The sequence below is a fragment of the Brevibacterium sp. Lmc1 genome (assembly GCF_057654315.1).
Window position 1 is genome coordinate 234,552 of the sequence record NZ_CM172803.1, and the last position, 25,689, is coordinate 260,240.

At 64.7% G+C, this 25,689-nt stretch carries 26 protein-coding genes; 19 read left to right on the forward strand and 7 right to left on the reverse strand.

Annotated elements, in window-relative coordinates; translation table 11 throughout:
* Window positions 1-54: 54 nt before the first annotated feature.
* The gene (locus tag AC239G_RS01050) at window positions 55-822 is read left to right on the forward strand and encodes an SDR family NAD(P)-dependent oxidoreductase (protein ID WP_139467790.1); all 768 of its coding nucleotides are present in this window, start codon (window positions 55-57) and stop codon (window positions 820-822) included.
* Between the two features lie 104 nt (window positions 823-926).
* Here AC239G_RS01050 and AC239G_RS01055 read toward each other — a convergent pair whose 3' ends face one another.
* A complete protein-coding gene (locus AC239G_RS01055; RefSeq protein ID WP_139467791.1) occupies window positions 927-1,883 on the reverse strand; it encodes a PCC domain-containing protein in 957 nt (318 codons plus the stop codon).
* Window positions 1,884-1,946: 63 nt separating this feature from the next.
* Window positions 1,947-3,416, reverse strand: a complete 1,470-nt coding sequence (locus tag AC239G_RS01060; RefSeq protein WP_139467792.1) for an MFS transporter — start codon at window positions 3,414-3,416, stop codon at window positions 1,947-1,949.
* Window positions 3,417-3,487: 71 nt separating this feature from the next.
* Here AC239G_RS01060 and soxR point away from each other — a divergent pair, with 71 nt between their 5' ends.
* Entirely contained in the window at window positions 3,488-3,955 is a 468-nt protein-coding gene (gene soxR, locus AC239G_RS01065; protein WP_139467793.1) for a redox-sensitive transcriptional activator SoxR, read from the forward strand.
* A gap of 49 nt (window positions 3,956-4,004) precedes the next feature.
* Here the strand turns inward: soxR and AC239G_RS01070 are convergent, their stop codons facing one another.
* Window positions 4,005-4,904, reverse strand: coding sequence for a LysR family transcriptional regulator (locus AC239G_RS01070; RefSeq protein WP_139906565.1), 900 nt, complete (start codon window positions 4,902-4,904; stop codon window positions 4,005-4,007).
* Window positions 4,905-5,042: 138 nt separating this feature from the next.
* On the opposite strand from AC239G_RS01070, the gene AC239G_RS01075 reads away from it, so the two are divergent.
* Entirely contained in the window at window positions 5,043-6,506 is a 1,464-nt protein-coding gene (locus AC239G_RS01075; RefSeq protein ID WP_487489601.1) for a M20/M25/M40 family metallo-hydrolase, read from the forward strand.
* Window positions 6,507-6,585: 79 nt separating this feature from the next.
* The gene (locus tag AC239G_RS01080; protein WP_487489602.1) at window positions 6,586-7,881 is read left to right on the forward strand and encodes an MFS transporter; all 1,296 of its coding nucleotides are present in this window, start codon (window positions 6,586-6,588) and stop codon (window positions 7,879-7,881) included.
* Between the two features lie 78 nt (window positions 7,882-7,959).
* Here AC239G_RS01080 and AC239G_RS01085 read toward each other — a convergent pair whose 3' ends face one another.
* The gene (locus AC239G_RS01085) at window positions 7,960-8,661 is read right to left on the reverse strand and encodes a YoaK family protein (RefSeq protein WP_139467797.1); all 702 of its coding nucleotides are present in this window, start codon (window positions 8,659-8,661) and stop codon (window positions 7,960-7,962) included.
* Between the two features lie 204 nt (window positions 8,662-8,865).
* On the opposite strand from AC239G_RS01085, the gene AC239G_RS01090 reads away from it, so the two are divergent.
* From AC239G_RS01090 to AC239G_RS01100, 3 genes are all read left to right on the forward strand, one after another.
* On the forward strand, window positions 8,866-10,671 hold the full coding sequence (locus tag AC239G_RS01090; RefSeq protein WP_487489603.1) for a gamma-glutamyltransferase family protein: 1,806 nt from the start codon (window positions 8,866-8,868) through the stop codon (window positions 10,669-10,671).
* 2 nt (window positions 10,672-10,673) lie between these two features.
* Window positions 10,674-11,354, forward strand: a complete 681-nt coding sequence (locus AC239G_RS01095; RefSeq protein ID WP_139467799.1) for a GntR family transcriptional regulator — start codon at window positions 10,674-10,676, stop codon at window positions 11,352-11,354.
* A gap of 206 nt (window positions 11,355-11,560) precedes the next feature.
* Entirely contained in the window at window positions 11,561-11,767 is a 207-nt protein-coding gene (locus AC239G_RS01100; protein ID WP_139467800.1) for a hypothetical protein, read from the forward strand.
* Between the two features lie 51 nt (window positions 11,768-11,818).
* Here the strand turns inward: AC239G_RS01100 and AC239G_RS01105 are convergent, their stop codons facing one another.
* Both AC239G_RS01105 and AC239G_RS01110 read right to left on the reverse strand, forming a co-directional pair.
* Window positions 11,819-12,316: an SRPBCC family protein gene (locus tag AC239G_RS01105; RefSeq protein ID WP_139467801.1), complete on the reverse strand. Its 498-nt coding sequence runs from the start codon at window positions 12,314-12,316 to the stop codon at window positions 11,819-11,821.
* 1 nt (window position 12,317) lies between these two features.
* A complete protein-coding gene (locus AC239G_RS01110) occupies window positions 12,318-12,728 on the reverse strand; it encodes an ArsR/SmtB family transcription factor (protein WP_139467802.1) in 411 nt (136 codons plus the stop codon).
* A gap of 328 nt (window positions 12,729-13,056) precedes the next feature.
* Between AC239G_RS01110 and AC239G_RS01115 the strand changes: the two genes are divergently transcribed.
* From AC239G_RS01115 to AC239G_RS01125, 3 genes are all read left to right on the forward strand, one after another.
* The gene (locus AC239G_RS01115) at window positions 13,057-14,517 is read left to right on the forward strand and encodes an APC family permease (protein ID WP_139467803.1); all 1,461 of its coding nucleotides are present in this window, start codon (window positions 13,057-13,059) and stop codon (window positions 14,515-14,517) included.
* On the forward strand, window positions 14,514-15,431 hold the full coding sequence (locus tag AC239G_RS01120) for a universal stress protein (RefSeq protein WP_487489604.1): 918 nt from the start codon (window positions 14,514-14,516) through the stop codon (window positions 15,429-15,431). Before AC239G_RS01115 ends, AC239G_RS01120 begins: the two co-directional genes overlap by 4 nt.
* Window positions 15,432-15,564: 133 nt before the next feature.
* Window positions 15,565-16,416: a fumarylacetoacetate hydrolase family protein gene (locus tag AC239G_RS01125; protein WP_487489605.1), complete on the forward strand. Its 852-nt coding sequence runs from the start codon at window positions 15,565-15,567 to the stop codon at window positions 16,414-16,416.
* A 91-nt stretch (window positions 16,417-16,507) separates the two neighbouring features.
* Here AC239G_RS01125 and AC239G_RS01130 read toward each other — a convergent pair whose 3' ends face one another.
* Window positions 16,508-17,035 carry a hypothetical protein gene (locus AC239G_RS01130; protein WP_482401159.1) on the reverse strand — a complete coding sequence of 176 codons (528 nt, stop codon included), beginning with the start codon at window positions 17,033-17,035 and terminating at the stop codon, window positions 16,508-16,510.
* Window positions 17,036-17,315: 280 nt separating this feature from the next.
* On the opposite strand from AC239G_RS01130, the gene AC239G_RS01135 reads away from it, so the two are divergent.
* The 9 genes from AC239G_RS01135 to AC239G_RS01175 all read left to right on the forward strand — a co-directional run bounded on the left by AC239G_RS01135 (window position 17,316) and on the right by AC239G_RS01175 (window position 25,684).
* On the forward strand, window positions 17,316-17,663 hold the full coding sequence (locus tag AC239G_RS01135) for a hypothetical protein (RefSeq protein ID WP_259358179.1): 348 nt from the start codon (window positions 17,316-17,318) through the stop codon (window positions 17,661-17,663).
* Between the two features lies 1 nt (window position 17,664).
* Window positions 17,665-19,113, forward strand: a complete 1,449-nt coding sequence (locus AC239G_RS01140; protein WP_487489606.1) for a sodium:solute symporter family protein — start codon at window positions 17,665-17,667, stop codon at window positions 19,111-19,113.
* Between the two features lie 136 nt (window positions 19,114-19,249).
* Complete coding sequence (locus AC239G_RS01145; protein ID WP_139467813.1) at window positions 19,250-20,557, forward strand: CaiB/BaiF CoA transferase family protein; 1,308 nt, start codon at window positions 19,250-19,252, stop codon at window positions 20,555-20,557.
* Window position 20,558: 1 nt separating this feature from the next.
* Window positions 20,559-21,026: an acetyltransferase gene (locus tag AC239G_RS01150; RefSeq protein ID WP_180345552.1), complete on the forward strand. Its 468-nt coding sequence runs from the start codon at window positions 20,559-20,561 to the stop codon at window positions 21,024-21,026.
* 38 nt (window positions 21,027-21,064) lie between these two features.
* Window positions 21,065-21,625: a dihydrofolate reductase family protein gene (locus tag AC239G_RS01155; RefSeq protein WP_482401161.1), complete on the forward strand. Its 561-nt coding sequence runs from the start codon at window positions 21,065-21,067 to the stop codon at window positions 21,623-21,625.
* 156 nt (window positions 21,626-21,781) lie between these two features.
* Window positions 21,782-22,729 carry a hydroxymethylglutaryl-CoA lyase gene (locus tag AC239G_RS01160; protein WP_482401162.1) on the forward strand — a complete coding sequence of 316 codons (948 nt, stop codon included), beginning with the start codon at window positions 21,782-21,784 and terminating at the stop codon, window positions 22,727-22,729.
* A gap of 13 nt (window positions 22,730-22,742) precedes the next feature.
* A complete protein-coding gene (locus AC239G_RS01165) occupies window positions 22,743-23,957 on the forward strand; it encodes a CaiB/BaiF CoA transferase family protein (protein ID WP_487489607.1) in 1,215 nt (404 codons plus the stop codon).
* Between the two features lie 69 nt (window positions 23,958-24,026).
* Complete coding sequence (locus tag AC239G_RS01170) at window positions 24,027-25,091, forward strand: Bug family tripartite tricarboxylate transporter substrate binding protein (protein ID WP_487489608.1); 1,065 nt, start codon at window positions 24,027-24,029, stop codon at window positions 25,089-25,091.
* On the forward strand, window positions 25,088-25,684 hold the full coding sequence (locus AC239G_RS01175; protein ID WP_376905046.1) for a tripartite tricarboxylate transporter TctB family protein: 597 nt from the start codon (window positions 25,088-25,090) through the stop codon (window positions 25,682-25,684). The genes AC239G_RS01170 and AC239G_RS01175 overlap by 4 nt, the downstream gene beginning before the upstream one ends.
* Window positions 25,685-25,689: the final 5 nt, after the last annotated feature.

The following is a 25,689-nucleotide window of genomic DNA, read 5'->3' on the forward strand; positions in this document are numbered from 1 at the left end:
CATTCGGTTGGGCCGGGGATCTCACGCCTCACTCAACTCTGTCGAAGGAGAAACATGGAACCGTATCTGCTCACGAACAAGACGGCCCTGGTCACCGGTGCCGCGCAGGGCATCGGCCTGGCCATCGCCACGGCGCTGGCCAGGCGAGGCGCTTCGGTCGGCATCGTCGATCTCAAGGGCGCCGAGGAGGCTGCCGCGACGTTGGCCTCGGAGTACCCGGATCAGCGGTTCGCGGCGTTCTCGCTCGATGTCCGCGACGCCGAGGAAGTGACCGCTGCGGTCGGATCGTTCGTTTCGACGTTCGGGGGTCTCGATATCCTCGTGAACAATGCGGGCACGGCCGCGCGCATCGGCATCGATGAGATCACCGCCGAGCAGTGGCAGCGTGATATCGAAACCAACCTGGGTGGGACGTTCAACTTCATCAAGGCCGCCGTCCACCCGCACATGTGTGATGCGGGACGCGGGTCGATCATCAACATCTCATCGATCTCGGGCATCAACGGCGGAGCGGTCTCCGACGGAGAAGCCGGGGCACGGTCGGGGCCGGCATATGCGGCGAGCAAGGGCGGGATCATCGCCCTGACGAAATGGGTGGCCAAGGAGTACGGACGCCAGGGCATCCGCTGCAATTCGGTGGCACCGGGGCCGGTCGAATCAGCGCTCACCGTCGGTCAGACTTATGACACCTCAGGGCAGGCTCTCGATCGGATGGGCCAGCCGGATGAGATCGCCGAGGCGGTCGCCTACCTTGCCACCGATGGTGCCGCGTTCACGACCGGACAGATCCTCCGCGTCGACGGCGGGGCCGTGATGTCGTGAGCGTTTGAGTGTTCTGAGCTCGAACGGACGATCCCCGCATCATCCTCAGGATGGTGCGGGGATCGTTGTCTCTGCGGACCTGTCTGGCTGGGCGACGTGTCCGGTCAGGCTGTGCGGCGGACGAAGAGTTCGAAGGTCACGGCCACGGGGTTGGCTTGAGGCTTGAGGGTGCCGGAGCTGACCTCTCCGGCGACGTCGACGACCTCGCCGGAGAGGGCGATCCGTGGAGTTGAGTTTCGCGCTCCGGTCACGGCGCCGCTCAGATGGGTGAACTCGACGGCCGGCCACGGGGCGGTGCCATCGGTGAACACGGCTCCGGTCGTACTGCCGAGACTCGCGACCACCTCGGCGGAGTCGAAGTCAGCGGTGCGGCAGACGGCGAGGACCGCCTCGTCGAGGATCTCACCGGGACGTACGCGGGTGACGACGGCTTCAGCGGGGCGGGTCGCCGCGGCGAGATCGGGCGCGGTTGATGATGACGCGGCGGCGTGTGCCGGTGTGACCGGGTGCGGTGCGAAGGCGGAGAACCCTGTCTCGGGATCGACGTCGCTGATCAGGTGGGCATCGGGCAGGGCGAAGAGCCGGATGGTCAGTCCGAACGGTCCTGTCAGGGTGCCCGGGAGCAGGTGGCCGCCCTTGGTTTCGCCGTCAGCATTGGTCCACGATGCATGGACGTGGCAGAAGGGGGAGTCATCGCGCCAACCGATCGTAGCCGAGGCGTGGCGCAGGCGGCTGGGGTCGTCGACAGTGAATGCTTGAGTGAAGGACATCGGGTGCTCGGCGTCGGGGCCGTAGGCCGGATGAACATAGTCGATATGGCCGAACTGTCCGGAGACGAACTCGGCCATGATGCCGGGAACGGCGAAGTCGGTCAGGGATGCTTCGAGTGAGGCGAACAGGTCCGCGCCCTCCGGCAGTTCGAGGACATGCTCGGTGCAGCGGGTCGGGACGGAGACGATGCGGGGGCTCTGTCGCTGACCCGCGTGGACGACCGCAGTTCCGGGTGCCTTCAGCGGGAAGGTCGGCTGTTGCAGTGCTGTCGTCTCGGCTCCATTGCTCATGTCTCGATTATGGTCAGGCGCCAGGGCCGGTGTCGCCGAAGATCCAAGTGGTGGAACATGAGCTCAGACATCTGACGGAACGGCGGCGGCCGCCTCGGTGCCGCGCATGATCATCACGGTACCGATGATGCCGATGCCGCCGAGGACGGCGATGCCGGCACCCATCGTCATCGCACCGGTCGCGCCCGGACCGCCGACGGCGACGAACACTCCGACAAGTGCTGAGGCGATCGTGTTGCTGATGAGCTCGGCGGTGCCGAGCCCGGCGGCCGCCTTGGATCCTTCGACGGGGTCATCGCTGCTGCTCATCGCCGCGACGTTGAGGTGCGGAAAGGCGAGGCCGATTCCGGAGCCGGCGAGCACCAGACTTACGGCCCAGACCCAAGCGATCCACTCCGCGTCGACGAATTGAGTCGCGGCGTAGATGACCAGCCCCGCGGTCACAAGGATGGGGCCGAGGGTCATGAGCCTCCGGCCGGTGCGAGAATCATCGATACTCGCGCTGAACAGCTGGACGAAGCTCCAGCCGACCGAGATGCTAACGCCGAACACAGCCGCCAACAGTGGCGGCATGCCGACGAGATCTTGACCGAACTTCGGCAGAAAGATCTCCACCATCGCCGCGGAGCTGAGGATCCCGATGACGAGGTAGATCCACTTGAGCGGATTGCCGCGCTGGTAGGTGATGTGCGGGAGGACTGGAGAAGCGGAAGTCCGATCGACGGCGATGAAGGTGATGATGAGTGCCGCTCCTGCAACAAGAGCGATCGTCGTGGGCCAGCCCGTGTGAACCACTGCGGCAATGCTGAAGGCAGCGGAGGCAAGGACGAGCAGCGACAGCGAGGGGATCGGAAGGCGGCCGAAGTCCCGTTGACCGGAAGCCTCGAGGGGAAGGCTGCGCAGCGCCATAAGGCCGAGCACAACCGATATCAGCGTCAGCAGACCGAAGGCCCCGCGCCAGTACCCGACCTGGGCGAATGCTCCGCCGACGGCTGGGCCGATAAGTGTGCCGAGCCCCCACATCGCCGAGACCAGTCCTGTCGCGCGAGTCCAAAGGCGCTTCGGCAGGGCATCGCGGATCACCGAGTAGCTGAGCCCGGCGAGCAGACCTCCGCCGAGTCCCTGAACGACCCGCGCGATCACCAGCAGCTCCATGGTAGGAGCGAGCGCGGCGCCGAGCGAGCCGACAGCGAAGAGGCCGAACGCGAGCAGGTACGACCACGCAGCGCCCATCGAACCGAGCACTCTGGCGACGAGCATTGAGGCGAGCACAGAGGCGACGAGGAATGCCGTGGTCACCCATGCGAAGTACTGCTGCCCGCCGATGTCGGCGATCGTCGACGGCAGAAGGGCTGCCGTGACGAAGGTGTTCATCGCGAACACTGCGATGCCGCCGGCGAGGACGAGGGAGGCGCTTGCATGCTCGGCGCTGAAGAGTTCCCGCCAGCCGCCCGTCGACTGCGCTGCGGCGGCATCCGCGGTTGCGCCTTCGGAGGGGTGTTCGGGAATCGCACTCTCGTGTTCGTCTCTCATATCGATTACGCTAGAACCTCAACTTAAGTTGAGGTCAATAGGTCTCTGCTGAGCGAGGAAAAAGAATGTCCATGAGCGACAAGAAGCCGTCGCCGACCGATATCCTGTCCGTGGGCGATGTGGCTGCACGAACCGGAGTCGCCGTCTCTGCGTTGCATTTCTACGAACGGCAGGGCCTGATCGCCTCGGTCCGTACCGCTGGAGGCCAGCGCCGATACGCCCGTCATGTTCTCCGCCGGGTTTCGGTGATCCAAGTGGCGAAGAGGATGGGCATTCCCCTCGCCGAGGTGGCCGAGGTGTTCGAGGATCTCCCTGCCGATCGGATGCCCGGGAAGTCCGATTGGCGACGGATCAGCGAGCGCTGGAGGGGCAAGTTGGAAGCCCGTCGCAAGGAGATCGAGCGGATGGAGAGCGAACTCGTCGAATGCATCGGCTGCGGCTGCGTCTCACTGCGCAGCTGCCGAGTGCTCAACCCGGATGACGCGCTCGGCTCGAGCGGTTCGGGCCCGCGCCTGCTTCCGGAATTCCCCTCCGAGTGAGGGGATGAACGGTTCTAAGAGAAGAAGAATGTGAAGAACCCGGAACATCTCACAAACTGTTCTGCAGAGCCTCCACTACGAGATCGAGACCGTGGGATTCGCGGCGCGGATCGGCTTCGAGGACCTGAATGTAGCGCGATTCGATATCCGGATCGACGATCGGAATCGCTTTGCAGCCAACTGCATTGAGATTCGTCGGAATGGTTCGCCCGGCCATCATCGCGATCATCGACGTTCCCACGAGAGAGCGCAGCATGAGAACCGGACATGTGGCCTCAAGTGACGGGGAGAAGACCTGCCCCTGGGCCCGGACTGCCTGCTCGATGCGCATCCGAGCAGTGTTCCCGGCGGGAAGTGTTCCGACAGGAAAGTCCGTCATATCGCTGATGAAAAGACTGGACCGGTCAGCCAGCGGATGGTGTCCGTCGAGAATCGCAAAGTTCGTCGCTTCCACTTCGGCGACTTTGCGGACCCCCGGTAAGGTTCCGAATTCGTGGCTGGAGACCGAGAAATTCACGCACAGGTCGGCCCGACGGTTCCGCAGCACCTGCAGAGCTTCGACCGATCCGCGGTCGATGATGCTGACCTGAACTCTGTCAGTCATCCGCATCAGTCGGTTGATGGCATCGGCCACCACGGTCTGCCCCAACCCGGTGCTCGTCACGATCGAGACTGTTTCGACCGCGCCCGAGTACTCCCCGAACGAGTCGGCGAGCAGTTCCGACTCGGCGATGGTTCGGCGGGCAAAATCCGCGACGGCCAGGCACTGTGCTGTGGGATTGACTCCGGCACTCGTCCGTTCGAAGAGCTGTGTGCCGTAATGCTCTTCCAGGCTCCTGATCTGACGGCTCGCTGTCGAGTGCGAGATGAAGATCGACCTCGCGGCGAGATGGATCGACCCGTATTCGACGACGGCTAGCAGGGTCTTGAGACTGCGGAGATCGGTCATCGTGGTCGTCCTTCGGCCGGGTGCGACTCCAGAGTACGTCGGTGGTGCAGCAAACGCACCACCTCGGTGCGGGAAACGCACCTGGGTGTGGACGGATCCGGGTGTTGTCGAGTCGTCTGCTGGGCGATGCTGACAGTCATGAACGCAGAGAACACTGTCCGCGAGGGTGCGGAAGATTCCCCCGAAACCCGAACTGACCTTGCCCGGCGTGCAGGCGAATTCGTCCGCGGCGCAGACTTCATCGATCGACTCTCCCGCAGAGTCGCCCGGCGCACCGAAAGCCAAGCACCCGGAGGCGGGCCGGCAGCGCTGGCCTACCTCAGCGAAGAGCTGGTTCCAGAACTCGACGAACTCGATTTCGTTTCGACCATCCACGACAATCCGGAATCGGACGAACACCCGCTTCTCATCACCAAGCGCGTCGAGGACCCGAAGCTGCCCACGGTGCTGCTCTACGGCCATGCCGATGTGCAGTTCGCCCACGATTCGCAGTGGGCCGAGGGCCTCGACCCCTGGGTGCTCACTCGTGACGGTGACCGCCTGTATGGCCGCGGCACTGCCGACAACAAAGGCCAGCACAGCGTGAACACGGCGGCATTGAAGACCGTGCTCGACGGCCTCCGTGCAGAGCACGGAACCGGCGAAGCCAGTCTCGGCTACAACATCACGATCCTCATCGAGACCGCTGAAGAGGCGGGGTCCAAGGGCTTGCGCTCGTTTGCGGCCGCACATGCCGATGACCTCTCGGCCGAGCTCTTCCTCGCCTCCGACGGTCCACGGATCGCCGCCGAGGTCCCCACGCTGTTCCTCGGCTCCCGTGGGGCACTGAATTTCCGGCTCATCGCCCACGAGCGCGACGGCGACCACCACTCGGGCAACTGGGGCGGTCGGCTGCGGAACCCGGCCACGGTCATCGCCGCCGCGATCAACGCTCTGGTGGATGCCAACGGCGTCATTCGGATCCCTGCACTGCGCCCTGACGATCCTCCCGCCTCGGTGCTCGATGCAGTGGCGAAGCTGCCTGACATCGCCGAGGAAGGTGCTCCGGAGACTGATCCGGACTGGGGTGAGCCCGGCCTGAGCCCTGCTGAACGGGTCTTCGCGTTCAATGTGCTCGAGGTCCTCGCCCTCGATGCGGGCGACCCGACTCAGGTTGTCAACGCGATTCCCGGCGCCGCCTCGGCGAGCATGCAGCTGCGATACGTCGTGGGCACGGATGTCAGCGATTTCGAGAACCGGGTCCGGACCTTCCTCGAAGAACAAGGGATCCATGGGGTCGCGGTCGAGCTCGAACACTGCATGCCGGCCACACGTCTGGACCCGGAAGCACGAGTCGTCACGGCAGCGGTGGACTCGATCCGCGAGACGACCGGACTCGACGTCGCCGTCGAGCCGAACCTCGGGGGAACCATCCCGAATGATGTCTTCGCCGAAGTGCTCGGACTGCCGACCGTCTGGGTGCCGCATTCCTACCCGGGATGCAACCAGCACGCACCGAATGAGCATGCGCTGGTATCGATCCTCGAGCAGGGTGCGGAGATCATGACGGGAATGTTCTGGGACATGCGCATGCGTCCGGGCGACTGGTTCTCCTCGAAATGATCCCGCCAGCTGTCGGAGACCCCATGTCGCAAAAAACCAAGCCGTCCCACCACCACACTGCAGGCAAAGGAGCCCAGTCATGACAGAACAGCTGTCAGCGCAGAATACCGCTGAGAACAAACCGGTGAAATCGTGGAAGGTCATCACCGCGGCCTCGATCGGAAACGCCCTCGAGTGGTACGACATCTCGGTCTATGCGTACTTCTCCGTCTACATCTCCGTGGCGTTCTTCCCCTCCGAGAGTCATGCGGTCTCAGTGATGCTGGCCTTGGGCACTTTCGCTCTGTCCTTCTTCATCCGCCCGGTCGGAGCAATCGTGCTCGGCAGCTTTGCTGACCGGAAGGGACGCAAACCGGCACTGACGCTGACGATCTGGCTGATGTTCGCAGGCACCCTGATGATCGTGCTCATGCCACCGGCTCATGTCATCGGACTGGCTGCGCCGCTGCTCATACTGCTTGCGCGGCTCATTCAGGGGTTTGCCGCCGGAGGCGAATTCGGTTCGGCAACCTCGCTCATGGTCGAACACCTGCCCGATCGCCGAGGGTTCGCTGCAAGCTGGCAGTTCACCTCGCAGGCGATGTCGACAATTCTCGCCTCCGTCATCGGTGTGGCCGTAACGACGACGCTGACGCAGGAGCAACTCGAGACCTGGGGCTTCCGCCTGCCATTCATCGTCGGACTCCTCGTCGGCCCGGTCGGACTCTACATACGTCGGCATGTCCCCGAATCTCCCGAGTTTGCCGCTGCCCAAGCTGAGAAGCCCAAGGAAGCAGCAGCAATCGGAGGGGTGCTGCGACATCACAAACTCGCGGTGCTGTTGGCGATCGGTGCGATCGCTGTCTCGACCTGCCTCAACTACTTCATCACGTATGTGCCGACTTACGCTGTCGACAACCTCGGTATGAACAGCTCCGCAGGATTCTGGGCAACGCTTGTGTCCGGACTCGTGCTGTTCCTCTGCACACCGGTCGCCGGCTACTTCTGCGACAAGTTCGGACGGTTGACCTTCATGATTCCAGCGGCGCTCGCGGTCATGGTGCTCACTTGGGTCCTCTTCACCTGGGTAGTCGCGGCCAATGCGCTGACGGTGCTCATCGTCGTGGTGGTCATCTTCTCGATCCTGAAAGCCGCCTATTACGGACCGCTGGCCAGCGTCATGGGCGATATCTTCCCGACTGAGGTGCGAGGGACCGGGTTGTCACTGGGCTACAACGTCGGCGTTGCCATCTTCGGAGGACTGACCCCGCTGGTGGCGGCCTGGCTCATCGGCATCACCGGTGATGCGAAAGCCCCGGCTTACTGGGTGCTGCTTGCTGGAGCGCTGAGCGTGGCGGCGATCCTCGTGGTGTGGAAGAAGCTCGGCGTGCGCTGATGTCCAGGGTATGGGGCCGCCGTGAGATCGGGGCCGTGGTCGATTGCGATCACGGCCCCGACTGGGCGAATACGGAACTCAGGCGTTCGAGGCAACGGCGGCGGCCGCCTCGGCGCGGGTTCGTCTCTTCTTCTCGCCGAGGTGACCGATCACGGCTGCGGCGGCGATCATGACGGCGACGAGGGCGATGCCGATCCACTGGTTGAGCATGAGCGTGGCGGCACCGGCCAGCGCTCCGATGAGGATGAGGACGACGGCGAGGGCTCGGCGGATCCAGCGGACGTTGTCACCGCCGGCCAGGCTCGAATCGGCGGCGAGGCCGACGATCGTCGAGGTCACGACCACGGTGGTGACGTCGGCGATCTTCATCTTCCGTGCTGCCGCGGCCTGCGCGCCCATGAGCGCGGACAGGGCCGAGGTGAAGATCGTGCCGGCCAGCCCGATCTCGGGGTCGGGGACGACCGCGACGTAGACGGATAATGCGGCACAGCCGACGGCGACGCCGGAGAAGATCGCGGTCGTCCGGTGGTGCCAGTTCTCGCCGATGTCGCCGAGGATGCGCCCGGACAGTGCCGCACCGACCATGAAGAACACGAGGGCGAGGGCGGGGCGGAGGACGGGAACGCCGTCGGCGCCGGCGAGGCCCATGCCGAGGATGACGACGTTGCCGGTCATATTGCCGGTGAAGACCTTGTCGAAGCCGAGGTAGCCGATGGCGTCTACCATGCCGGTCGAAAAGGTCAGCAGCAGGAGCATGGCCAGGTCGAGGCGACGAGTCATGGTGTCCTTTCCGGGCGAGTGGAGCCGGCGGCAGTGCCGGAATGTCGCCATGAGGGGCAGTTTGTATACAAAACTGTAATCAGGTGGCGGTTGGCATGCAATCGAGGGGCAACCGGAATTGTCCGGGTATCGTCGTTATCGACAGCTGACCACGGCTTGCACGCCGAACCACGATCAGCTGACCACTGCCGAAGGACTTCGCTCATGACCTTTACACCGCCCCCAGCATTCACCACGCGCCCCACCCTCGAGGGGCACTTCGGGATGGCGGCATCGACGCACTGGTTGGCCACTGCAACATCGCAGGCGGTGCTCGAACGCGGCGGGAACGCCTTCGACGCCACCGTCGCCGGAGCCTTCGTCCTCCACGTCGTCGAGCCCCACCTCAACGGACCCGGAGGTGACATGACCGGGATCTTCGCCACCGCCGCCGAGCCTTCCCGGCCACAGGTGATGATGGGTCAAGGGCCGGCTCCGGCCGCGGCGACGATCGAGCATTTCCGCGGCGAGGGCCTCGATATGGTTCCCGGTTCCGGGGCTCTCGCCGCCGCCGTTCCCGGAGCCGTCGACTCGTGGCTCAACCTGCTCGAACACCACGGGACGTGGGAGCTCGCCGACGTCCTCGACTTCGCCATCGACTACGCCGATAACGGGCATCCGATCCTCGCCCGAACAGCCGGGGCGATCGCGAAGGTCAGCGAACTCTTCACTGAGCACTGGCCGACCTCGGTCGCACAGTGGATGCCCGAAGGCCGAGTTCCCGATGCCGGCGAGCTGGTGTTCAACCACGCCTACGCCGATGTGCTGCGCAGACTCATCGCCGCCGGTGACGGCACTGCGACACGGGAGGAGCGGATCCGAGCGGCCCGTCGGGAGTGGAAGTCCGGATTCGTCGCGCGGGCGATCGCCGACTTCATCACCACCGCGCACAGACACTCGACCGGAGGCGACCACGCCGGAGTCATGACTCTGAAGGACATTTCCGTGTTCGACGCTGGGTTCGAAGATCCCGTCACCATCGACTTCCGCGGATATCAGGTCGCGAAGATCGGTGCCTGGGGTCAAGGTCCGGTGCTGCTGCAGACTCTGAAGATCCTCGAGGGCTTCGACGATGACCGCCTCGACCCGTCGACCGAGAGCGGAGCGCACACGATCCTCGAAGCGCTGAAGCTGGCCATGGCCGACCGTGACACCTACTACGGCGATGCCGACGTCGACCTCGACTGGCTGCTCAGCGACTCCTATGCGGCCTCCCGACGAGAACTCATCACTGAGCAGGCATCGGCGGAATTCCGGCCCGGTCTCGGCCGGGACGGTGCGGCGCCCGTCTTCACCACCCCCCTCATTCCCGAAGGTGATGACAAAGAAGCGCTGATCAAAGCCGGCATCGGGGAGCCGACCGTACAGAAGAACGGCGTGAACAACGGCGACACCTGTCACCTCGACGTCGTCGATCGGTGGGGCAATATGATTTCGGCGACCCCGTCCGGAGGGTGGCTGCAATCCTCGCCGACCGTCCCCGGACTCGGATTCTGCCTCGGCACCCGGCTGCAGATGATGTGGCTCGACGAGGCGGCCCCCTCGGCACTGCGCCCGGGCAAGCGTCCGCGCACGACATTGACCCCGACCTTGATCTCCCGAGACGGGCAGCCGGTCATCGCTCTCGGCTCACCCGGCGGTGACCAGCAGGAACAGTGGCAGCTGCTGCTGATCCTGCGCATGCTCGTCGGCGGCTACCGTGCGCAGGAGGCCATCGACGCACCGGCACTGCACACGACGTCGTTGGCGGGATCGTTCTGGCCGCGCACCTGGGTTCCGGGTGGGGCGGTCGTCGAGGACCGCCTCGGCGAGGATGTCATCAACGGGCTCATCAACCGCGGTCATGACGTGACCAGGGCGGGGGAGTGGGAGCTCGGTCGGCTGTCGTGCGTGACCCGGGATCCGGCGACGGGGCGGCTGAGCGCAGGAGCGAATCCGCGTGGAGCGCAGGGTTATGCGGCGGGGAGATGACCATGGCTGATTCGCACGATGCGCCACTGGATGTCGCCGCGCAGATCCGCACCGACATCATCAAGGGCAAGCTCGAGCCCGGGACCAAGCTGCGTGAGGTCGCCCTGGCCGAACGCTACGAAGTGTCGCGGATTCCGATTCGGGAAGCGCTGCGAACTCTTGAGGCCGATGGGCTCGTCGAGTCCCGGAAGTTCAGCGGTTCGGTTGTCGCGCCCTCCCCGGCCGAGGATGCCGAGGATCTGTTCGAGATCCGCATCGTGCTCGAATCGGCGACCGCGAAGCGCGCCGCCCGCCGGGCCGCCGAGCTCAGTGCCGGCGGCGAGCATGATGCGAAGTGGTCGGAGATCCGCGCAGAGATCAACGAGATCCTCGAGGCCGGCGACGCCGTCATCGCTGATGAGCGCTTTGAGGACCTCGCGGTGCTGAATATGCGATTCCATTTCGCGGTCGCCGAGCTCAGCGGGAGCCTGTCGTTCATCAGCCTGCTGCGTCAGATCTCCGGCAAGATCGAGTGGCTGTACTCGCTCAACCTCATGCGTCGAGGCCCGCAGGCGTGGCCGGAGCATCGCGAGATCATCGCTGCCATCGATGCTGGCCAGGTCGAGCTATCCGCCGAGGCAATGGCCCGACACGTGCGCCGCAGCCGCGATTCCTACTTCGCCACCATGTCCGAACGCCCCTAATTGCTACCTGACGGCGGCTCAGCAACCTGGCGCCAGGTTGCTCAGCCGCCGTCAGGTGCCTTGGAGAGCGAATTTCATCCTTTTGTGGGAGATACATCGACTCGGAGACCCGCTACTGTTGAGTGGTCCCGTCACCGTTACGACGCCCGTTGAAGGTTCGTCGGACGTGATGACGGTCCAGTCAGCCCAGCCCATCAACTGGAACGGTGATCAGAAACTTGCAGGAACCCGCCCGTCGCTCCCTGCTGCTGACAGCATTGAGCTATCTGCTCGTCGTTGCGGGAATCAGCCTGCTGATCCTCGCGGACGAGGTCCCGGGTGCAGCCCTGCTGGGCTCCGGTGTCTTCCTCATCGGCATCAACGAGCTGTGCCTGTACATCGCCAAGTCGTCCGAACGCCCCACAACTACCTGACGGCGGCTCAGCAACCTGGCGCCAGGTTGCTCAGTCCCCGTCACGTAGTAATTAGGCCTCGACGAGGAGGCGGTCGAGTTTGTTGTAGCCCTCGACGATGCCGTGCTCCATACCCGAGGCGACCATGCCGTCGCGGGATTCGAGCGAGTCGAAGATCGAGGTCGACATCAGCCGTGTCCGCCCGTCGCCGAGGTCAGTGAGCGTGAGGATCTCGAGGTTGACCGCGTCCGGGAATCCCTCAAAGGTGAAGGTCTGGACGATGCGCTCGTTCTCCCGCACCTCGTGGAACGAGCCGAAGAACGCGTACTCGCCGCGATCGTCGTTCGAAACATAGCTCCAGTTCCCGCCGGTCGTCGCATTCCATTCGCGGATCGTGTTCGTGATCGAGTCCGGTCCGCACCACTTGACGAACAGTTCGGGGTCGATGTGGGCCCGGAACACCTTGTCCGGTGAGGCGGCGAAATCGCGGGTGATCGAGACGGTCTGCACCCCCTCGGGGACGTCGAGCTTGAGAGTCGAATAGTCGGCTGCGGTGTCTGTGGTGGTCATGTCATGCTCCTTTGCGTGATTTTCTGTGGGGTGATGTGTCCTCGGATCCCTCCGCCGAGGCGGCGCTGGAGTCCGAGTCGTTCGCTTCCTCGTCCGCGTTCATCGCTTCGAGGACCGCGTCGAGGCGTTGGTAACGTTCCTCTGCCTGCTGCTTGTATCTTTCGATCCATTTCGTCATCAGATCGAACACATTGTCTTCGAGGTGGACTGGTCTGCGCTGGGCGTCACGGGTGCGGGAGACCAGTCCGGAGTCCTCGAGCACCTTGAGATGTTTCGATACGGCCTGCAGGCTGACGTCATAGGGTTCGGCGAGTTCGTTCACCGTCGAGTCCGCGACGCTGAGTCTGGCCACCATGTCCCGCCTCGTCGGGTCGGCCAGAGCGGCGAAGACCTTGGACAGCTGATCGGCCACTTGAGCCTCCTGTGAATCTGAATCGAAACAATCACTCAACCAATGGGTTGATAAAAGGGTATGTCTGCCAGTTCCCGTAAGTCAACCATTTAGTTGAATAAAGTATTCGTTGGAGCGTATCTCGTGCTCCACCTGCAGTGACGTGCGCAGGGTCGGGGCCGCCTCGGCGAGAGGCGACGGATTTCGCACCGATGAATTCCGGTAGAAACCGAATCGGACCGCGCAGTCTGTCGTATGGTCTCAGTAGCGGCGAGCAGCGAGCGCACCTGACCGGTGCGCGACGGGCTCCGCCGACAGGCAAGTAAGACGATGAAGTCTGGAGATGAACATGCCCACACTGCGACAGCAGCTGTTCCGGATCAAACCGGTTCCGCGGCAGAAGGAAGACGTCGAGACCGATCTCAAACGCACGATCGGGCTGTTCTCGCTGACGATGGTCGGCGTCGGCTCAACCATCGGCACCGGCATCTTCTTCATCCTCTCCGAGTCCGTTCCGGTGGCGGGACCCGCCGTGATCTGGTCATTCGTCATCGCCGGCGCCGTCGCCGGCCTCGCGGTCATCTGCTACGCCGAGCTCGCAGGATCCGTCCCCGTCTCCGGTTCCTCCTACTCCTATGCGTACGCGACCCTCGGCGAACTGCCGGCGATGGGGGTGGCCGCGTGTCTCCTCCTCGAATACGGAGTCGCCGGTGCGGCCGTCGCGGTCGGCTGGTCGCAGTACGTCAACCAGCTGCTGTTCAATCTTTTCGGATTCCAGATCCCGCACGCCCTGGCCTACGCGCCGGAAGAAGGCGGCATCGTCAACCTGCCTGCCATCCTGCTGCTGGCGATGTGCTGCTTCCTGCTGGTGCGCGGCACCGGCGAATCCATCGTCGTCAATGCGATCATGGTCTGCCTCAAGATCGGCGTGCTCATCTTCTTCATCTGCGTCGGCGTCACCGGCTGGGACTCGAATAACTTCGCCGACTTCGCTCCGTTCGGCATCTCCGGAGTCGTCGCCGGCTCGGGTCTGATCTTCTTCAGCTACGTCGGCATGGACGCTGTCGCCACGGCCGGCGATGAGACGAAGAACCCGAAGAAGACGATGCCCCGAGCTCTCATCGCTGCCCTCATCATCGTCACCTCCGTCTACGTCCTCGTCGCCGTCGCCGCCCTGTCCGCCCAGCCGTGGGAGAAATTCGACGGACAGACCGCAGGCCTGTCGGCTATCCTCGAGAACATCGTCGGCTCGCAGTGGCCCGGCACGGTCGTGGCCGCCGGCGCGGTGATCTCGATCTTCTCCGTCACCCTGGTCTCCATCTACGGCCAGTCCCGGATCCTCTTCACGATGGCCGGCGACGGAATGATGCCCAAGCTCTTCCGTGAGGTCAATCCCCGCACACTCACCCCGGTCAAAGGCACGATCGTCGTCTCCGCCGTCATCGCGGTCCTCGCCGGCTTCATCCCGTTGAACTTCCTCGCCGAGATGACCTCGATCGGCACCCTCGTCGCCTTCGTCGTCGTCTCCCTGGCCGTGATCATCCTGCGCGTGCGCGAACCGAACCTCGAACGCGGCTTCAAGGTCCCGTTCTATCCCGTCCTGCCGGTGCTCTCGATCATCGGCTGCTTCTGGATCATCTCGAGCCTGCAGGTCATCACGATCGTCGTCTTCATCATCTGGACCGCCTTTATCCTGGGCCTGTACTTCATCTTCGGCCGTAAGTCCTCCGTCCTCGGCCAGCAGCTCGCCGAGGCGGGACCCACCAATCCCGAATCCCCCGGACCGGACTCCACAGGAGGAGCCAAATGAGCATCGTCGTCGGTCTTGCCCCAGGTCAGGACAACCGCGCAGCCGTCGAGCTGGGCATCGTCCTCGCCCGCACCTATCGACGCCGGATCGTCGCAACCGCCGTGGACTCCGCTGCGTTCCCGATGGCGCCCGTGCACTTCGAGAGCCAGTACGAGAACAGGTTCCGCACTGTCGCCGAGGCGGCCCTCGACGAGGCGCGTGCGCTGATTCCCAGCGATATCGAGTCCGAATGTGTCCTCCACTCCGCGCGGTCGTCTCGGCGCGGTCTGCTCGAGATGTGCGAGAAGACCGACGCCTATCGCCTCGTCGTCGGACCATCGTCGGAAGGGAAGCCGGGCAAGATCGCGCTCGGGTCGGTGTCGAACGGTCTGCTGCACAGCGCCAGGCTGCCGGTGGCCCTGGCCCCGGCCGGATTCGGAGCGCCTGCAGGGGCGAGGCTGGAGCGGATCACGGCCGCGTATTCGGGATCGTCCACCTCGGCAGATCTCATTCTTGGTGCTGCGATGGTTTCGGCGGAGTCGGACGTGCCGTTCCGCATCGCTTCGTTCGCCCCGCGTTCGCGTGTGGTCGCCTCGGCGAACGTGCCTTTCGACATGGAGTCACGCGTCATCGACGAATGGACGAAGACCGTCCAGCGTGACACGGACAAGATCCTGTGCTCGATCGAGCAGCTGCACATCAAGCCAGGTGAGACGGACGTCGTCGTGGGAACCGGCGCCGATTGGGCCGCGGCTCTCGGCGCTGTCGAGTGGAAGCATCCGGAAGTGATGATGCTCGGGTCCTCCGGGCTGGGTGCGCTCAAGCGGGTCTCGCTCGGCAGCCACGCGATGCGGATCCTGCAGAACTCTCCGGTGCCGATCGTCGTCGTGCCCCGTCGAGCGAAGGCCGATTACACGCGCCAGCAGACCGTGTGACGGTCGGTCCGGGTGGGCGCTTCGACGCCTGCGGGTGTCCAATGCTTGAGCAGTTCCAAATTAGCGCAGGCAGTCTCGCTAGCCTGGCGACAGGTCACAACGACGTGGCCGAGAGCTAGTAGAGAGGAACCGCATGGAACTGCTGCGACTGGGACCGATCGGACACGAGATTCCGGCAGTCCGCCACGACGGAGTCTGCTTCGACCTCCGCCCGCTGACCGATGACATCAACCCGGACTTCTTCGCCGCCGACGGCATCGGACGCGTCCGAAGCGCGCTTGAGGCTGGGGAACTCAAGCCGCTCGACGGTGCTGATGAGATGCGCATCGGCGCGCCGCTGACCCGACCTTCTGCCATCGTGTGCGTGGGCATGAACTATGCCGCTCATGCTCGTGAGGCCGGAGCCGAACCTCCCGAGCGACCCGTCATCTTCTTCAAGATGCCCTCGACCATCGCCGGGCCCAATGACCCCATCGAACTGCCGCCGTACGCGACTAAAGCTGATTGGGAGGTCGAACTCGGAGTGGTCATCGGATCACGGACCTTCAGGGCCGCCTCGGCGGAGGAAGGACTCAATCACGTCGCCGGGTACGTGCTCGGCAACGATCTGTCCGAACGCCGACTGCAGATCGAGGAGTCCGGGGGCCAGTGGTCGAAAGGGAAGAATCTGCCCGGGTTCACCCCGATCGGGCCGTGGATCCGCCCCGCCGCCGAGGTGGACCCCGGCAACCTGCGCCTGCGCAGCTGGGTCAACGGCGAAGCCAGGCAGGATTCGTCGACGAGCGACCTCATCTTCTCCGCCGGCGAGATCATCTTCCAGCTCAGCCAGGCGATGGCCTTCGAACCGGGCGACGTCATCCTCACCGGCACACCGCAGGGCGTCGCGCTGTCGGGGCAGTACCCGTACCTGGTCGACGGCGACGTCGTCGAAATCGAGCTCGAGGGCCTCGGCCGACACCGACAGATCGTGACCGTCACGGAGTGAATGCACGAAGCGGCGCACCGATGACTGGTGCGCCGCTTGTGTTTGCGGATCGGCGTCTCAACGATGACGCCGGATCAGGTGATGGCTGAGATCAGCGGTTCTCGTCGAAGCCGCCCTGCTCGCCACCGAAGCCACCCTGGGCCTGATCCCGGCCGTCGAAGCCGCCCTGCTCCTGCTGATCCGACTGACCCTGCTGGCCGCCCTGTTCGCGGTCGTTGTCTCCACCGAAGCCGCCGGACTGCTGTCCTTCCTGGGACTGCTGGCCACGGTCGTCTCCGCCGAACCCGCCGTCGTTCTGACCGCCCTGAGCCTGCCGGCCGCGATCATCGCCGCCGGGTCCGTCCTGTTCCTGACCCCTGGGCTGGCCACCCTGCTCACGGTCATCTCCACCGAATCCGCCGGACTGTTCCTGGCCGCCCCCGAAGCCGCCCTGTTCCTGGCCGCCCTGGGCCTGCTGATCCTGGCCGCCGAAGCCACCCTGCTCCTGCTGGCCCGACTGGCCCTGCTGGCCACCCTGATCGCCGAAGCCACTCTGCTGTCCCTCGGGACCGCTCTGCTGCTCATTGCCGAAGTCGTTCTGACCGCTGTCGTTGTTGCCTGCGAAATCGTTCGATTCCATGTCCAACTCCTCATTCGGTGACGAATCATCGCTGTCTGCGACTCGATTGCCAGTCTTCGGTACCCAGAGCCTGGCTGACAATAGAGTTCAAGGAATGTTGCACGAAGTTCACTCAAGCCGCAGCTGATGTTCAGCCAAGGGGGCTTTTCAATGCGACTTTGCTGTCAGCGGCATTTCGTCACCGTCCAGCACCGATTGTGGAGAGAAGATGGACGTGGTCGTGACCATGGTGGTCGGACCGCCGGCCGAGCAGACCGGCCGAACGAGTGCGGGAGGCACAATGAGTACACCCGATTCCGACACACGACGGGTGACGAAAGGTCGCGTCACGGTCTGGGCGGTTCTCTGTCTCATTCCGGTGATCGCCGCCTTCGTCCTCCAATGGCTGCCGATTCTCAACGGCCCACATCTGTTTCTCGGGCTGCCGACCATCTTGTGGTGGACCTGTGTGCCCGGCAGCCTCCTCGTCACCGGCATCCTCCTGATCATTGAGAAGACCCGCCCCGATCTCGAACGGCAGGGCCACCTCGACGACCTTGCCCTCGAAGAAGCCGAGAGGCTCGAATCGGCCAAAGTCGGAGACCGACCGGAAGTGCAGGCACACCCCGACAACGGTCGGGAGGGCTGAGATGAGCACTATCGAGATCGTCACCCTCGGCGGAATCGTCCTCGTCGCAATTCTCGGTTTCATCGGACGCAAGAAGCCCAATGCCGACCTCTCCGAGTGGACCGTCGGCGGCCGACGCTTCGGCGTGGCCACGACCTGGCTGCTTCAGGCCGGCGAAACCTTCACCACCTTCACCTTCCTCGGTACCGCCGGACTCGTGGTCTCGGGAGGCGCCGCCGCCTTCTACTCGATGCCCTACGTACCCCTCGGCTACCTGGTCCTCTACTTCATCGGCCCGAAGATCTGGCGCATGGCCAAAGCACGCGGGCACCTGACACAGGCCGACTTCCTCGAACACAGCTACTCCTCGCGCACCCTCGGAGTCATCGCAGGCATCTGCGGAGTCATCTTTCTGCTGCCCTACCTGCAGCTGCAGATCACCGGACTCGGCCTCATCGTTCAACTCGTCACCGGTAACCGAACGACGGGCGTGTGGTCAATGGTCATCGCTTTCATCCTCGTCGTCGCCTTCGTCCTGTGGTCGGGTCTGCGAGGCGTGGCCACGACCGCGTACTTCAAAGACGCGCTCATGCTCGTCATGCTCTTCGTCGTGTGCATCTCGATCCCCATCCATTTCACCGGCGGATTCACGAACGTCTTCGACACCGTCGCTGCGACCATGCCCGACCTCCTGAGCGTCCACGGCACAGAGGAATACGGCATCCCCTGGTACATCTCGAACATGGCGATCAGCGCCATCGGCGTGGCCTTCGTGACTCTTCCGCACATGTGGCCGCCGATCCTCGCAGCCCGCAGCTCCGCGGTGCTGCGTCAGAACTACCTGTGGCTGCCGATCTACAACACCTTCATCGTCCTGCCGCTCATCGTCGGCTACGTGGCCGTCATCATCCTCGGTCGGAACACCGACGCCGACTCGGCTCTGCTCCACCTGTCCGGACAGATGTTCCCCGATTGGGTGATCGGAGTCCTCGCCGTCGCCGGAATCACCACGGCGATGGTGCCCTCGGCCGCGCTGCTCATCGGTATCTCGACCCTGGCTTCACGCAATGTCTTCCGGATCAGATCCGAACGGCATCAGTTCACTGCGACTCAGATCATCGTCGTCGTCGCCACTGCCCTGTCGCTGCTGCTGGCCATCGTCATGCCCGACCTGCTGGCGAACCTCCTGCTGCTGACTTTCTCCGGCCTCGACCAGCTCGCCCCTGCGATCGCCGCGGCTCTCTTCTTCCGCGGTCGTCTCAGTGTTCGCTCGATCATCGCCGGTCTCGCGGCGGGACTGATCGTCGTCATCGCCTACACGTTCTGGCTGCCGTTGCCGTGGGCGATCAGCGAAGGCATCATCGGCCTCGGCGTCAACATCCTCGTCGTTGCGGTCTGCGAAGCCGTGCGTGCCGGGGTCGGTCGGTCGAAGGCTGAGATTCCGACCGAATCCATCGGTCAACGCGCGTAGGTCACGCTGCGGAACAGCTGAGCACCGCCTCGGGGAGGTGGACCGTCCGACCGCCCGGGCGGCGGATATCCGCGCCGATCGCCCCGACACCTGGCACCATGGGAGAACCGAACCACGCACAACTAGGAGCATCGTCATGAGCACGCACCGACTTCCCCTTTCCGGTGTGCGAGTCCTCGAACTCGGAAACTACATCGCCGCACCCACCGCCGGGCGGATGCTTGCGGACTTCGGCGCCGAGGTGATCAAGGTCGAACGCCCCGGCACCGGCGATGAGCTGCGCAATTGGCGGCTCAAGGCCGGCGACACCTCGATGCTCTACCGCACGATCAACCGCAACAAGAAGTCGGTCGTGCTCGACCTGCGCAGCGACGAGGGACGCGAAGCTGTGCTCGAACTCGTCCGCCGCAGCGACATCCTGCTCGAGAACTTCCGCCCCGGCACCCTCGAGAAATGGGGACTCGGCCCCGACGTGCTCGAAGAGGCGAACCCCGACCTTGTGTTCGTGCGCATCTCAGCGTTCGGCCAGACCGGACCGATGTCGTCCCGGCCCGGTTTCGCCGCCGTCGCCGAAGGATATTCCGGCTTCCGCGAACTCGTCGGCGACCCCGACCGCCCGCCGGTGCGCGTGGGCATCTCGATCGGCGATTCGATCGCCGGAATGCAGGCGGCGTTCGGTGCCGTGATGATGCTCTTCGACCGACAGCGGCAGAAGATCGCCGGAGCCGCCGAGGCGGTCGTCGGATCCGCGCACAGCTTCGAAGGCAAGGGTCCGCTGTCGGAGCGGACCGTCGACGTCGCGCTCAACGAGGCGATGTTCTCCGTGATGGAATCCCTCGTCCCCGACTACTCCGCATTCGGCGAGGTCCGCACCCGCACCGGCGGTCGGATGGAGGGCATCGCGCCCTCGAACGGCTACATGTGCGCCGGCGGGAAGTCCGTGGTCATCGCCGGTAATGGGGATGGAATCTTCCCGCGGCTGATGACGGCGATCGACCGTCCCGACCTCGCCGAGGATGCCGACCTGCAGACGAATGCCGGCCGTTGGCAGCGGCGCGACGAACTCGACGAAGCCATCGGGGCGTGGTGCGCGCAGCGTTCAGTCGAGGACGTCGTCGAGACTCTGGAGGAAGTGGGCGTTCCGGCGGGACCCATCTACACGGCCGAAGATCTCGTCGCCGATGAGCAGCTCGCCGCTCGCGGGATGATTCAGAACCTCGACGTCTCCACCGGCGAAGAAGTCCTCGAAGACGTCGCCTTCCCCGGCATCACCCCGGTCATCGGCGGCGAATCGATCGCGATCGACCACCTCGGGCCCGACTTGGGCGAACACACCGACGAGGTGCTGTCGTGGCTGGGCCTCGCCTCGGCCGCACGCGGTGAGGCGGATTTCGGTGCCGACTCGGAGGGGAACGTCGATGGTGCCGCCAAAGACACGGACTGATATGACAGCCCTCAGGCTTCGGCCCGCATCCGGGTGCTCTGACGTCCCTGCCCTTGTGGCGATCTGGCGCAGCGCTGTCGACGCCACGCATGATTTTCTGTCCGACGACGACCGGGACGAGATCGAGAAGCATCTGGCTGCGGACTACTTTCCGGCCGTGAGACTCACCGTCGCTGAATTGGACGGCCGAGCCGTAGGGTTTTGCGGGGTCGTCGACGGAGACCTCGCGATGCTCTTCATCGACGCTGGTGAACGGGGCCGGGGGATCGGCTCCGCGCTGATTGACTATGCGATCGAACACGAGGATGTGACCACGGTCGACGTCAATGAACAGAACACCTCAGCGCTGGAGTTCTACCGGCACCAGGGGTTCGAAATGATCGGACGCAGTGAGACCGATGAAGCCGGGCGGCCCTATCCGATCCTGCACATGAGGTTGGCTGGGGATGCCGACGCCAGCGGGAATTGACTCTTCCAGCAGTGCCCGCCCAGGTCTACTCTTATGCCATGGGCGAGCTGAGGTACTCGATCAACGTCACCGTCGACGGCTGCTGTGATCATCGCGTGGGAGTCATCAGCGATGATTTCCATCGCCATCATGCGAACAATCTCAAGCGTGCCGACGGGCTGATCTTCGGTCGCATCACCTACCAGATGATGGAAGACGCCTGGCGCCGGCCCGAAGGTGACACGACCCCGGAAAAGGACCTCGACCCGTTCATTGCGGCCATCGACCCGGCTCGCAAATTTGTCGTCTCCAGCACCCTGGACAGCGTCGACTGGAACTCCGAACTCATCCGCGGCGATCTCGGCACCGCTGTCCGCGAGCTCAAGGAGCAATCGGTGACGGGACTCGCTACAGGGGGAGTGACGCTGCCGCTGGCTCTGGCCGAACTCGGTCTCATCGACGAGTTCGAGATCGTCGTCCACCCCTGCATCGCCGGGCACGGACCCTACCTCTTCGCAGGACTGAGCGACGTTGTCGACCTGGAACTCGTCGACCGCAGCGAACTCGAAGCAGGCCACGCGATTCAGACATACCGGCCGAAGAAGCAGGCTTCCCGATAGACGGGACTGAACTCAGGCAATTCTTCCCGACCTCTCATATGCCGAACAAAGCCTGTTGCCTGGACTGAGCGCGTTATATAACGAGAGTGGAGTCGCGCATGGTCGCGCGGCGACGAACCGTTTCCCGTTCAGCGGGAGCCTGCGTGAAGGAGTCCCATGGTCCGGCCCACTTCCGTCGATATCCTCGACACCACTCTGCGCGACGGGCTGCAGATCGAAGAAGCCATCGTGCCCACCGATGTCAAGGTCGCCCTGGCCGAGAAGCTCATCGGCTCGGGACTCAAGCACATCGAGGTCGGCTCCTTCGTCAATCCGAAGAAGGTCCCGCAGATGGCCGACACCGACGAACTGCTGCGCCGTCTGGCACCACACGAGGCCGACGGGGTCGAGTTCTTCACCCTCGTCTTCAACCTCAAGGGCGCCCAAAGGGCCGTCGACGCCGGGGCGAAGAACATCAAACTCGTGCTCTCGGCCTCCGAAGGACACTCGAAAGCGAATTCCGATGCCTCCATCGCCGAGGCGTCCGACCGCCTCATGGACGCCGCCGTCTTCGCCCGTGACCGGGGACTGCGCTTCGACATCACGACCGCCGTGAGCTTCATCTGTCCCTTCGACGGGATCACCGAGGCTGACCACCTCGTCGAGGTCCTCCGTCCCTTTGTCGACGCCGGAGCCCACAGTGTCGGGGTGGCCGACACCATCGGCAACGCCAACCCATCGCTGGTCCGCCGCAACACCTCGGCGGTTCTCGACGCGTTCCCGGACAAGCCGGTCAACCTCCACCTCCACGACACCTACAACTTCGGCATGGCCAACGTCATCGCCGCCCTCGATCTGGGGATCGCGAACTTCGACGCGGCCATGGGCGGACTCGGCGGCTGCCCCTTCGCCCCGGGCGCCGCCGGCAACATCGGCACCGACGACCTCGTCCACCTCCTCCACCGCGAGGGCGTGGCCACCGGCGTCGACGTCGAGGCGCTCACCGAGGTGCGCGACCCCCTCATCGCCGCCGTCGGACACGACCTGACTTCGAGCCTGTCGGACATCCCCGCGACCCCCGCGGTCTTCGACGACCGGTTCGCGGCCGCCTCGGCGAAGGTCTGAAATGACTTCCCACATGACCGCCGAACAGACCCAGGCAACGACCCCCGAACCGCTGCCGCTCGAAGGCATCCGCGTCATCGAGTTCTCGCACATGGTCATGGGTCCCAGCTGCGGGATGATCCTCGCCGACCTCGGCGCCGAGGTCATCAAGATCGAACCCCGCGGAGCCGGCGACAAGACCCGCTACCTGCCCGGGTCCGGATCCGGGCTGTTCCCCGCGTTCAACCGCAATAAGCACAGCGTCCAACTCGATATCGCCGAGGCGGCCGACCGTGACCGTGTCCTCGACCTCATCGATTCCGCCGATGTCCTGCTCGAGAACTTCCGCGTCGGGAAGATGGAATCGATCGGCTTCGGATACGAGGAGCTCTCGGCCCGCAACCCCGGACTCATCTACTGCTCACTCAAGGGATTCCTCTCCGGGCCCTACGGGAACCGCGCCGCCCTCGACGAGGTCGTCCAGATGCTCGGGGGATTGGCGTATATGACCGGTCCACCCGGCCAGCCGCTGCGCGCCGGAGCCAGCGTCAACGACATCATGGGCGGAATGTTCGGAGTCATCGGCATCCAGTCGGCACTGCGGGTGCGCGAAACCACCGGCCGCGGAAAACTCATCAACTCCGCACTGTTCGAGAACAACGCCTTCCTCGTCGGCACGCACATGGCACAATCCCAGATCAGCGGCGAACCACCCCGCCCGATGCCGACCCGGCAAGCAACCTGGGCCGTCTACGACATCTTCCGCGATGCCGACGACAACCAGGTCTTCGTCGCCGCCGTCTCCGACGGGCAGTGGCGCGACCTCTGCGACGAATTCGGACTGACGGGGCTGGCCGCCGACCCGGACATGCTGACCAACCAGGGCCGAGTCGACCAGCGTGACCGTATTCATCGCGAGCTCCAGCAGGCACTGTCACAGCTGAGCCTGGCCGAGATCGAAGACAAGTGCACCCGGCGCGGCCTGCCCGTCGCTCCGGTCAACACCCCGGCCGACCTCACCGACGACCCGCACCTTGTGGCCTCCGGAGCGCTCGCCCACACCGGGCTGCCGACAGGTGCAAGCGTGGAAGTGCCGCTGCTGCCGCTGACCTTCGACGGGAACCGGCTCGGGCTGCGCAGCGATGTGCCCGAACCCGGCCGCCACAACAGCCATTACCGGGACGGCCCCGCAGTGCCGACGGGCCCACCGGTCGATGGACCCCAGCCCGACGAGACCCGCCTGGACTGACAATTCAGCCAGCGGCACCACCAAGCACACCACCAAATATCGAGAACCGAACTCACAAGGGGACAGCTCATGCGATCAACGACGATCACACGCACACGGACGGCCGCCTCGGCGAAGGAAAGGTCGACGAGTACCCGCAAGCGCGCGGCGAAGATCGGGGCCGTGCTCGCTTCGGTCGCCCTCGTCGTCACTGCCTGCGGGAACAAGGCGCAGCCCCCGGGCGAGGGCGGGGACTATCCGAAGGGACCGGTCTCGGTCACCGCTCCGGCTGAACCCGGATCCGGCTGGGACACCACGGCACGCGCGCTGGTCGAGGCGCTGCAGAAGGAAGACATCGTCTCCTCGCCGCTGCCCGTGCAGAACAAGCCCGGCGGCACCGGCTGCTCGTGGCTGACGTCGATGATGCAGCAGGAGAAGGGCAAGGACGATCAGATCGCCATCACCTCCCTGGCCAGCCAGACGATGAAGGCGCGCAACCTCTGCGAGTTCGGTCCCGAGGACACGACGCTCATCGCCACCCTCTACGTCGAGGACTTCATGGTCGTGACGCCGAAAGACGGGGACTTCAAGGATCTCGACGCCCTGGTCAAGGCGCTCAAGGACGACCCGCAGAAGGTCACCGTCGCGGCCGCCGGAGACGACACTCTGCCGTTCGCCCTGTTCGCGAAGGAAGCCGGCGTCGACCCGGCCGACATCAACTTCGTCAACTACGACGGCGGCGGCGAGCAGACGACCGCCATGCTCAACGGGGACGCGAAGGTCGCCATCGCCGGCATGAGCGAATTCCGCTCCGTCATCGAAGCCGGCGACATCGAACCCCTCGTCACCTTCGCCCAGGAACCGCTGGCGGCGCCCTTCGACACGGTGCCCACCGCGAAGGACTCCGGCTACGACGTGACCTTGGGCAACTGGCGCGGAGTCTACGGACCCGCCGAGATGCCGCAGGAAGCCGTGGACTTCTGGGCCAAGGCGCTCGAAGACGTGAGCAAGTCCGACGCCTGGCAGGAGACGCTGAAGAACAACCAGTGGGCCACCGAGTTCCACACCGGCGACGACGCCCAGGCCTACGTCGACGACGCGGCGAAGACGGTCGCCGAAGGCGTCAACGAGACCGACCTGGGCAACAGCAAATGACCGCTTTCCGCACCGACCTCATCACCGGCGGCGCCATCGCCGTCATCGGCGCGGTGTACTACATCGCGACGTTCTCCATCCAGGAGACCGCGAACATCGTCACCCCGCGCACCTTCCCCGCCATCGTCGGGATCGGACTCATCGTGCTCGGCCTCTTCCTCGCCGGCCAGGCCGTCGTCCGGCACCGGAAGGACACCCTCGCCGAGGCGGGGACCGGGTCCGGGGGAACTGCACGTACGACTCCGGCGAGGGACGGGGACGGTACGGCCGCCTCGGCGGGGGAATCATCCCTTGAAACCGCCGACCGATCCTCCGGTCAGGAGGGGGTCAGCGGGATCGTCCTCGAAGCCCCGCCGGAGCCGCAGGTGCGCAAGGTCGTATTCCAGTTCGCGCTCTTCTTCGTCTATCTGGCGATCCTCATCCCAGTCGGATTCCTGCTGTCGACGGCGGCGTTCCTGATGGGGCTGACCAGCATCTACGCACCTGAGAAGTGGATTCGCAACCTCATCTTCTCCGTCCTCTTCGCGGTCGTGGTCTACACGGCGTTCGTCTACGGACTCGCCGTGTACCTGCCGGTCGGGATCCTGGGTTAGGGGGC

Coding starts and splice junctions, on each gene's coding strand:
- AC239G_RS01050 (WP_139467790.1), top strand. CDS start 55: ATGGAACCGTATCTGCTCACGAACAAGACGGCCCTGGTCACCGGTGCC.
- AC239G_RS01055 (WP_139467791.1), bottom strand. CDS start 1,883: ATGAGCAATGGAGCCGAGACGACAGCACTGCAACAGCCGACCTTCCCG.
- AC239G_RS01060 (WP_139467792.1), bottom strand. CDS start 3,416: ATGAGAGACGAACACGAGAGTGCGATTCCCGAACACCCCTCCGAAGGC.
- soxR (WP_139467793.1), top strand. CDS start 3,488: ATGAGCGACAAGAAGCCGTCGCCGACCGATATCCTGTCCGTGGGCGAT.
- AC239G_RS01070 (WP_139906565.1), bottom strand. CDS start 4,904: ATGACCGATCTCCGCAGTCTCAAGACCCTGCTAGCCGTCGTCGAATAC.
- AC239G_RS01075 (WP_487489601.1), top strand. CDS start 5,043: ATGAACGCAGAGAACACTGTCCGCGAGGGTGCGGAAGATTCCCCCGAA.
- AC239G_RS01080 (WP_487489602.1), top strand. CDS start 6,586: ATGACAGAACAGCTGTCAGCGCAGAATACCGCTGAGAACAAACCGGTG.
- AC239G_RS01085 (WP_139467797.1), bottom strand. CDS start 8,661: ATGACTCGTCGCCTCGACCTGGCCATGCTCCTGCTGCTGACCTTTTCG.
- AC239G_RS01090 (WP_487489603.1), top strand. CDS start 8,866: ATGACCTTTACACCGCCCCCAGCATTCACCACGCGCCCCACCCTCGAG.
- AC239G_RS01095 (WP_139467799.1), top strand. CDS start 10,674: ATGGCTGATTCGCACGATGCGCCACTGGATGTCGCCGCGCAGATCCGC.
- AC239G_RS01105 (WP_139467801.1), bottom strand. CDS start 12,316: ATGACCACCACAGACACCGCAGCCGACTATTCGACTCTCAAGCTCGAC.
- AC239G_RS01115 (WP_139467803.1), top strand. CDS start 13,057: ATGCCCACACTGCGACAGCAGCTGTTCCGGATCAAACCGGTTCCGCGG.
- AC239G_RS01120 (WP_487489604.1), top strand. CDS start 14,514: ATGAGCATCGTCGTCGGTCTTGCCCCAGGTCAGGACAACCGCGCAGCC.
- AC239G_RS01125 (WP_487489605.1), top strand. CDS start 15,565: ATGGAACTGCTGCGACTGGGACCGATCGGACACGAGATTCCGGCAGTC.
- AC239G_RS01130 (WP_482401159.1), bottom strand. CDS start 17,035: ATGGAATCGAACGATTTCGCAGGCAACAACGACAGCGGTCAGAACGAC.
- AC239G_RS01135 (WP_259358179.1), top strand. CDS start 17,316: ATGAGTACACCCGATTCCGACACACGACGGGTGACGAAAGGTCGCGTC.
- AC239G_RS01140 (WP_487489606.1), top strand. CDS start 17,665: ATGAGCACTATCGAGATCGTCACCCTCGGCGGAATCGTCCTCGTCGCA.
- AC239G_RS01145 (WP_139467813.1), top strand. CDS start 19,250: ATGAGCACGCACCGACTTCCCCTTTCCGGTGTGCGAGTCCTCGAACTC.
- AC239G_RS01150 (WP_180345552.1), top strand. CDS start 20,559: ATGACAGCCCTCAGGCTTCGGCCCGCATCCGGGTGCTCTGACGTCCCT.
- AC239G_RS01155 (WP_482401161.1), top strand. CDS start 21,065: ATGGGCGAGCTGAGGTACTCGATCAACGTCACCGTCGACGGCTGCTGT.
- AC239G_RS01160 (WP_482401162.1), top strand. CDS start 21,782: ATGGTCCGGCCCACTTCCGTCGATATCCTCGACACCACTCTGCGCGAC.
- AC239G_RS01165 (WP_487489607.1), top strand. CDS start 22,743: ATGACCGCCGAACAGACCCAGGCAACGACCCCCGAACCGCTGCCGCTC.
- AC239G_RS01170 (WP_487489608.1), top strand. CDS start 24,027: ATGCGATCAACGACGATCACACGCACACGGACGGCCGCCTCGGCGAAG.
- AC239G_RS01175 (WP_376905046.1), top strand. CDS start 25,088: ATGACCGCTTTCCGCACCGACCTCATCACCGGCGGCGCCATCGCCGTC.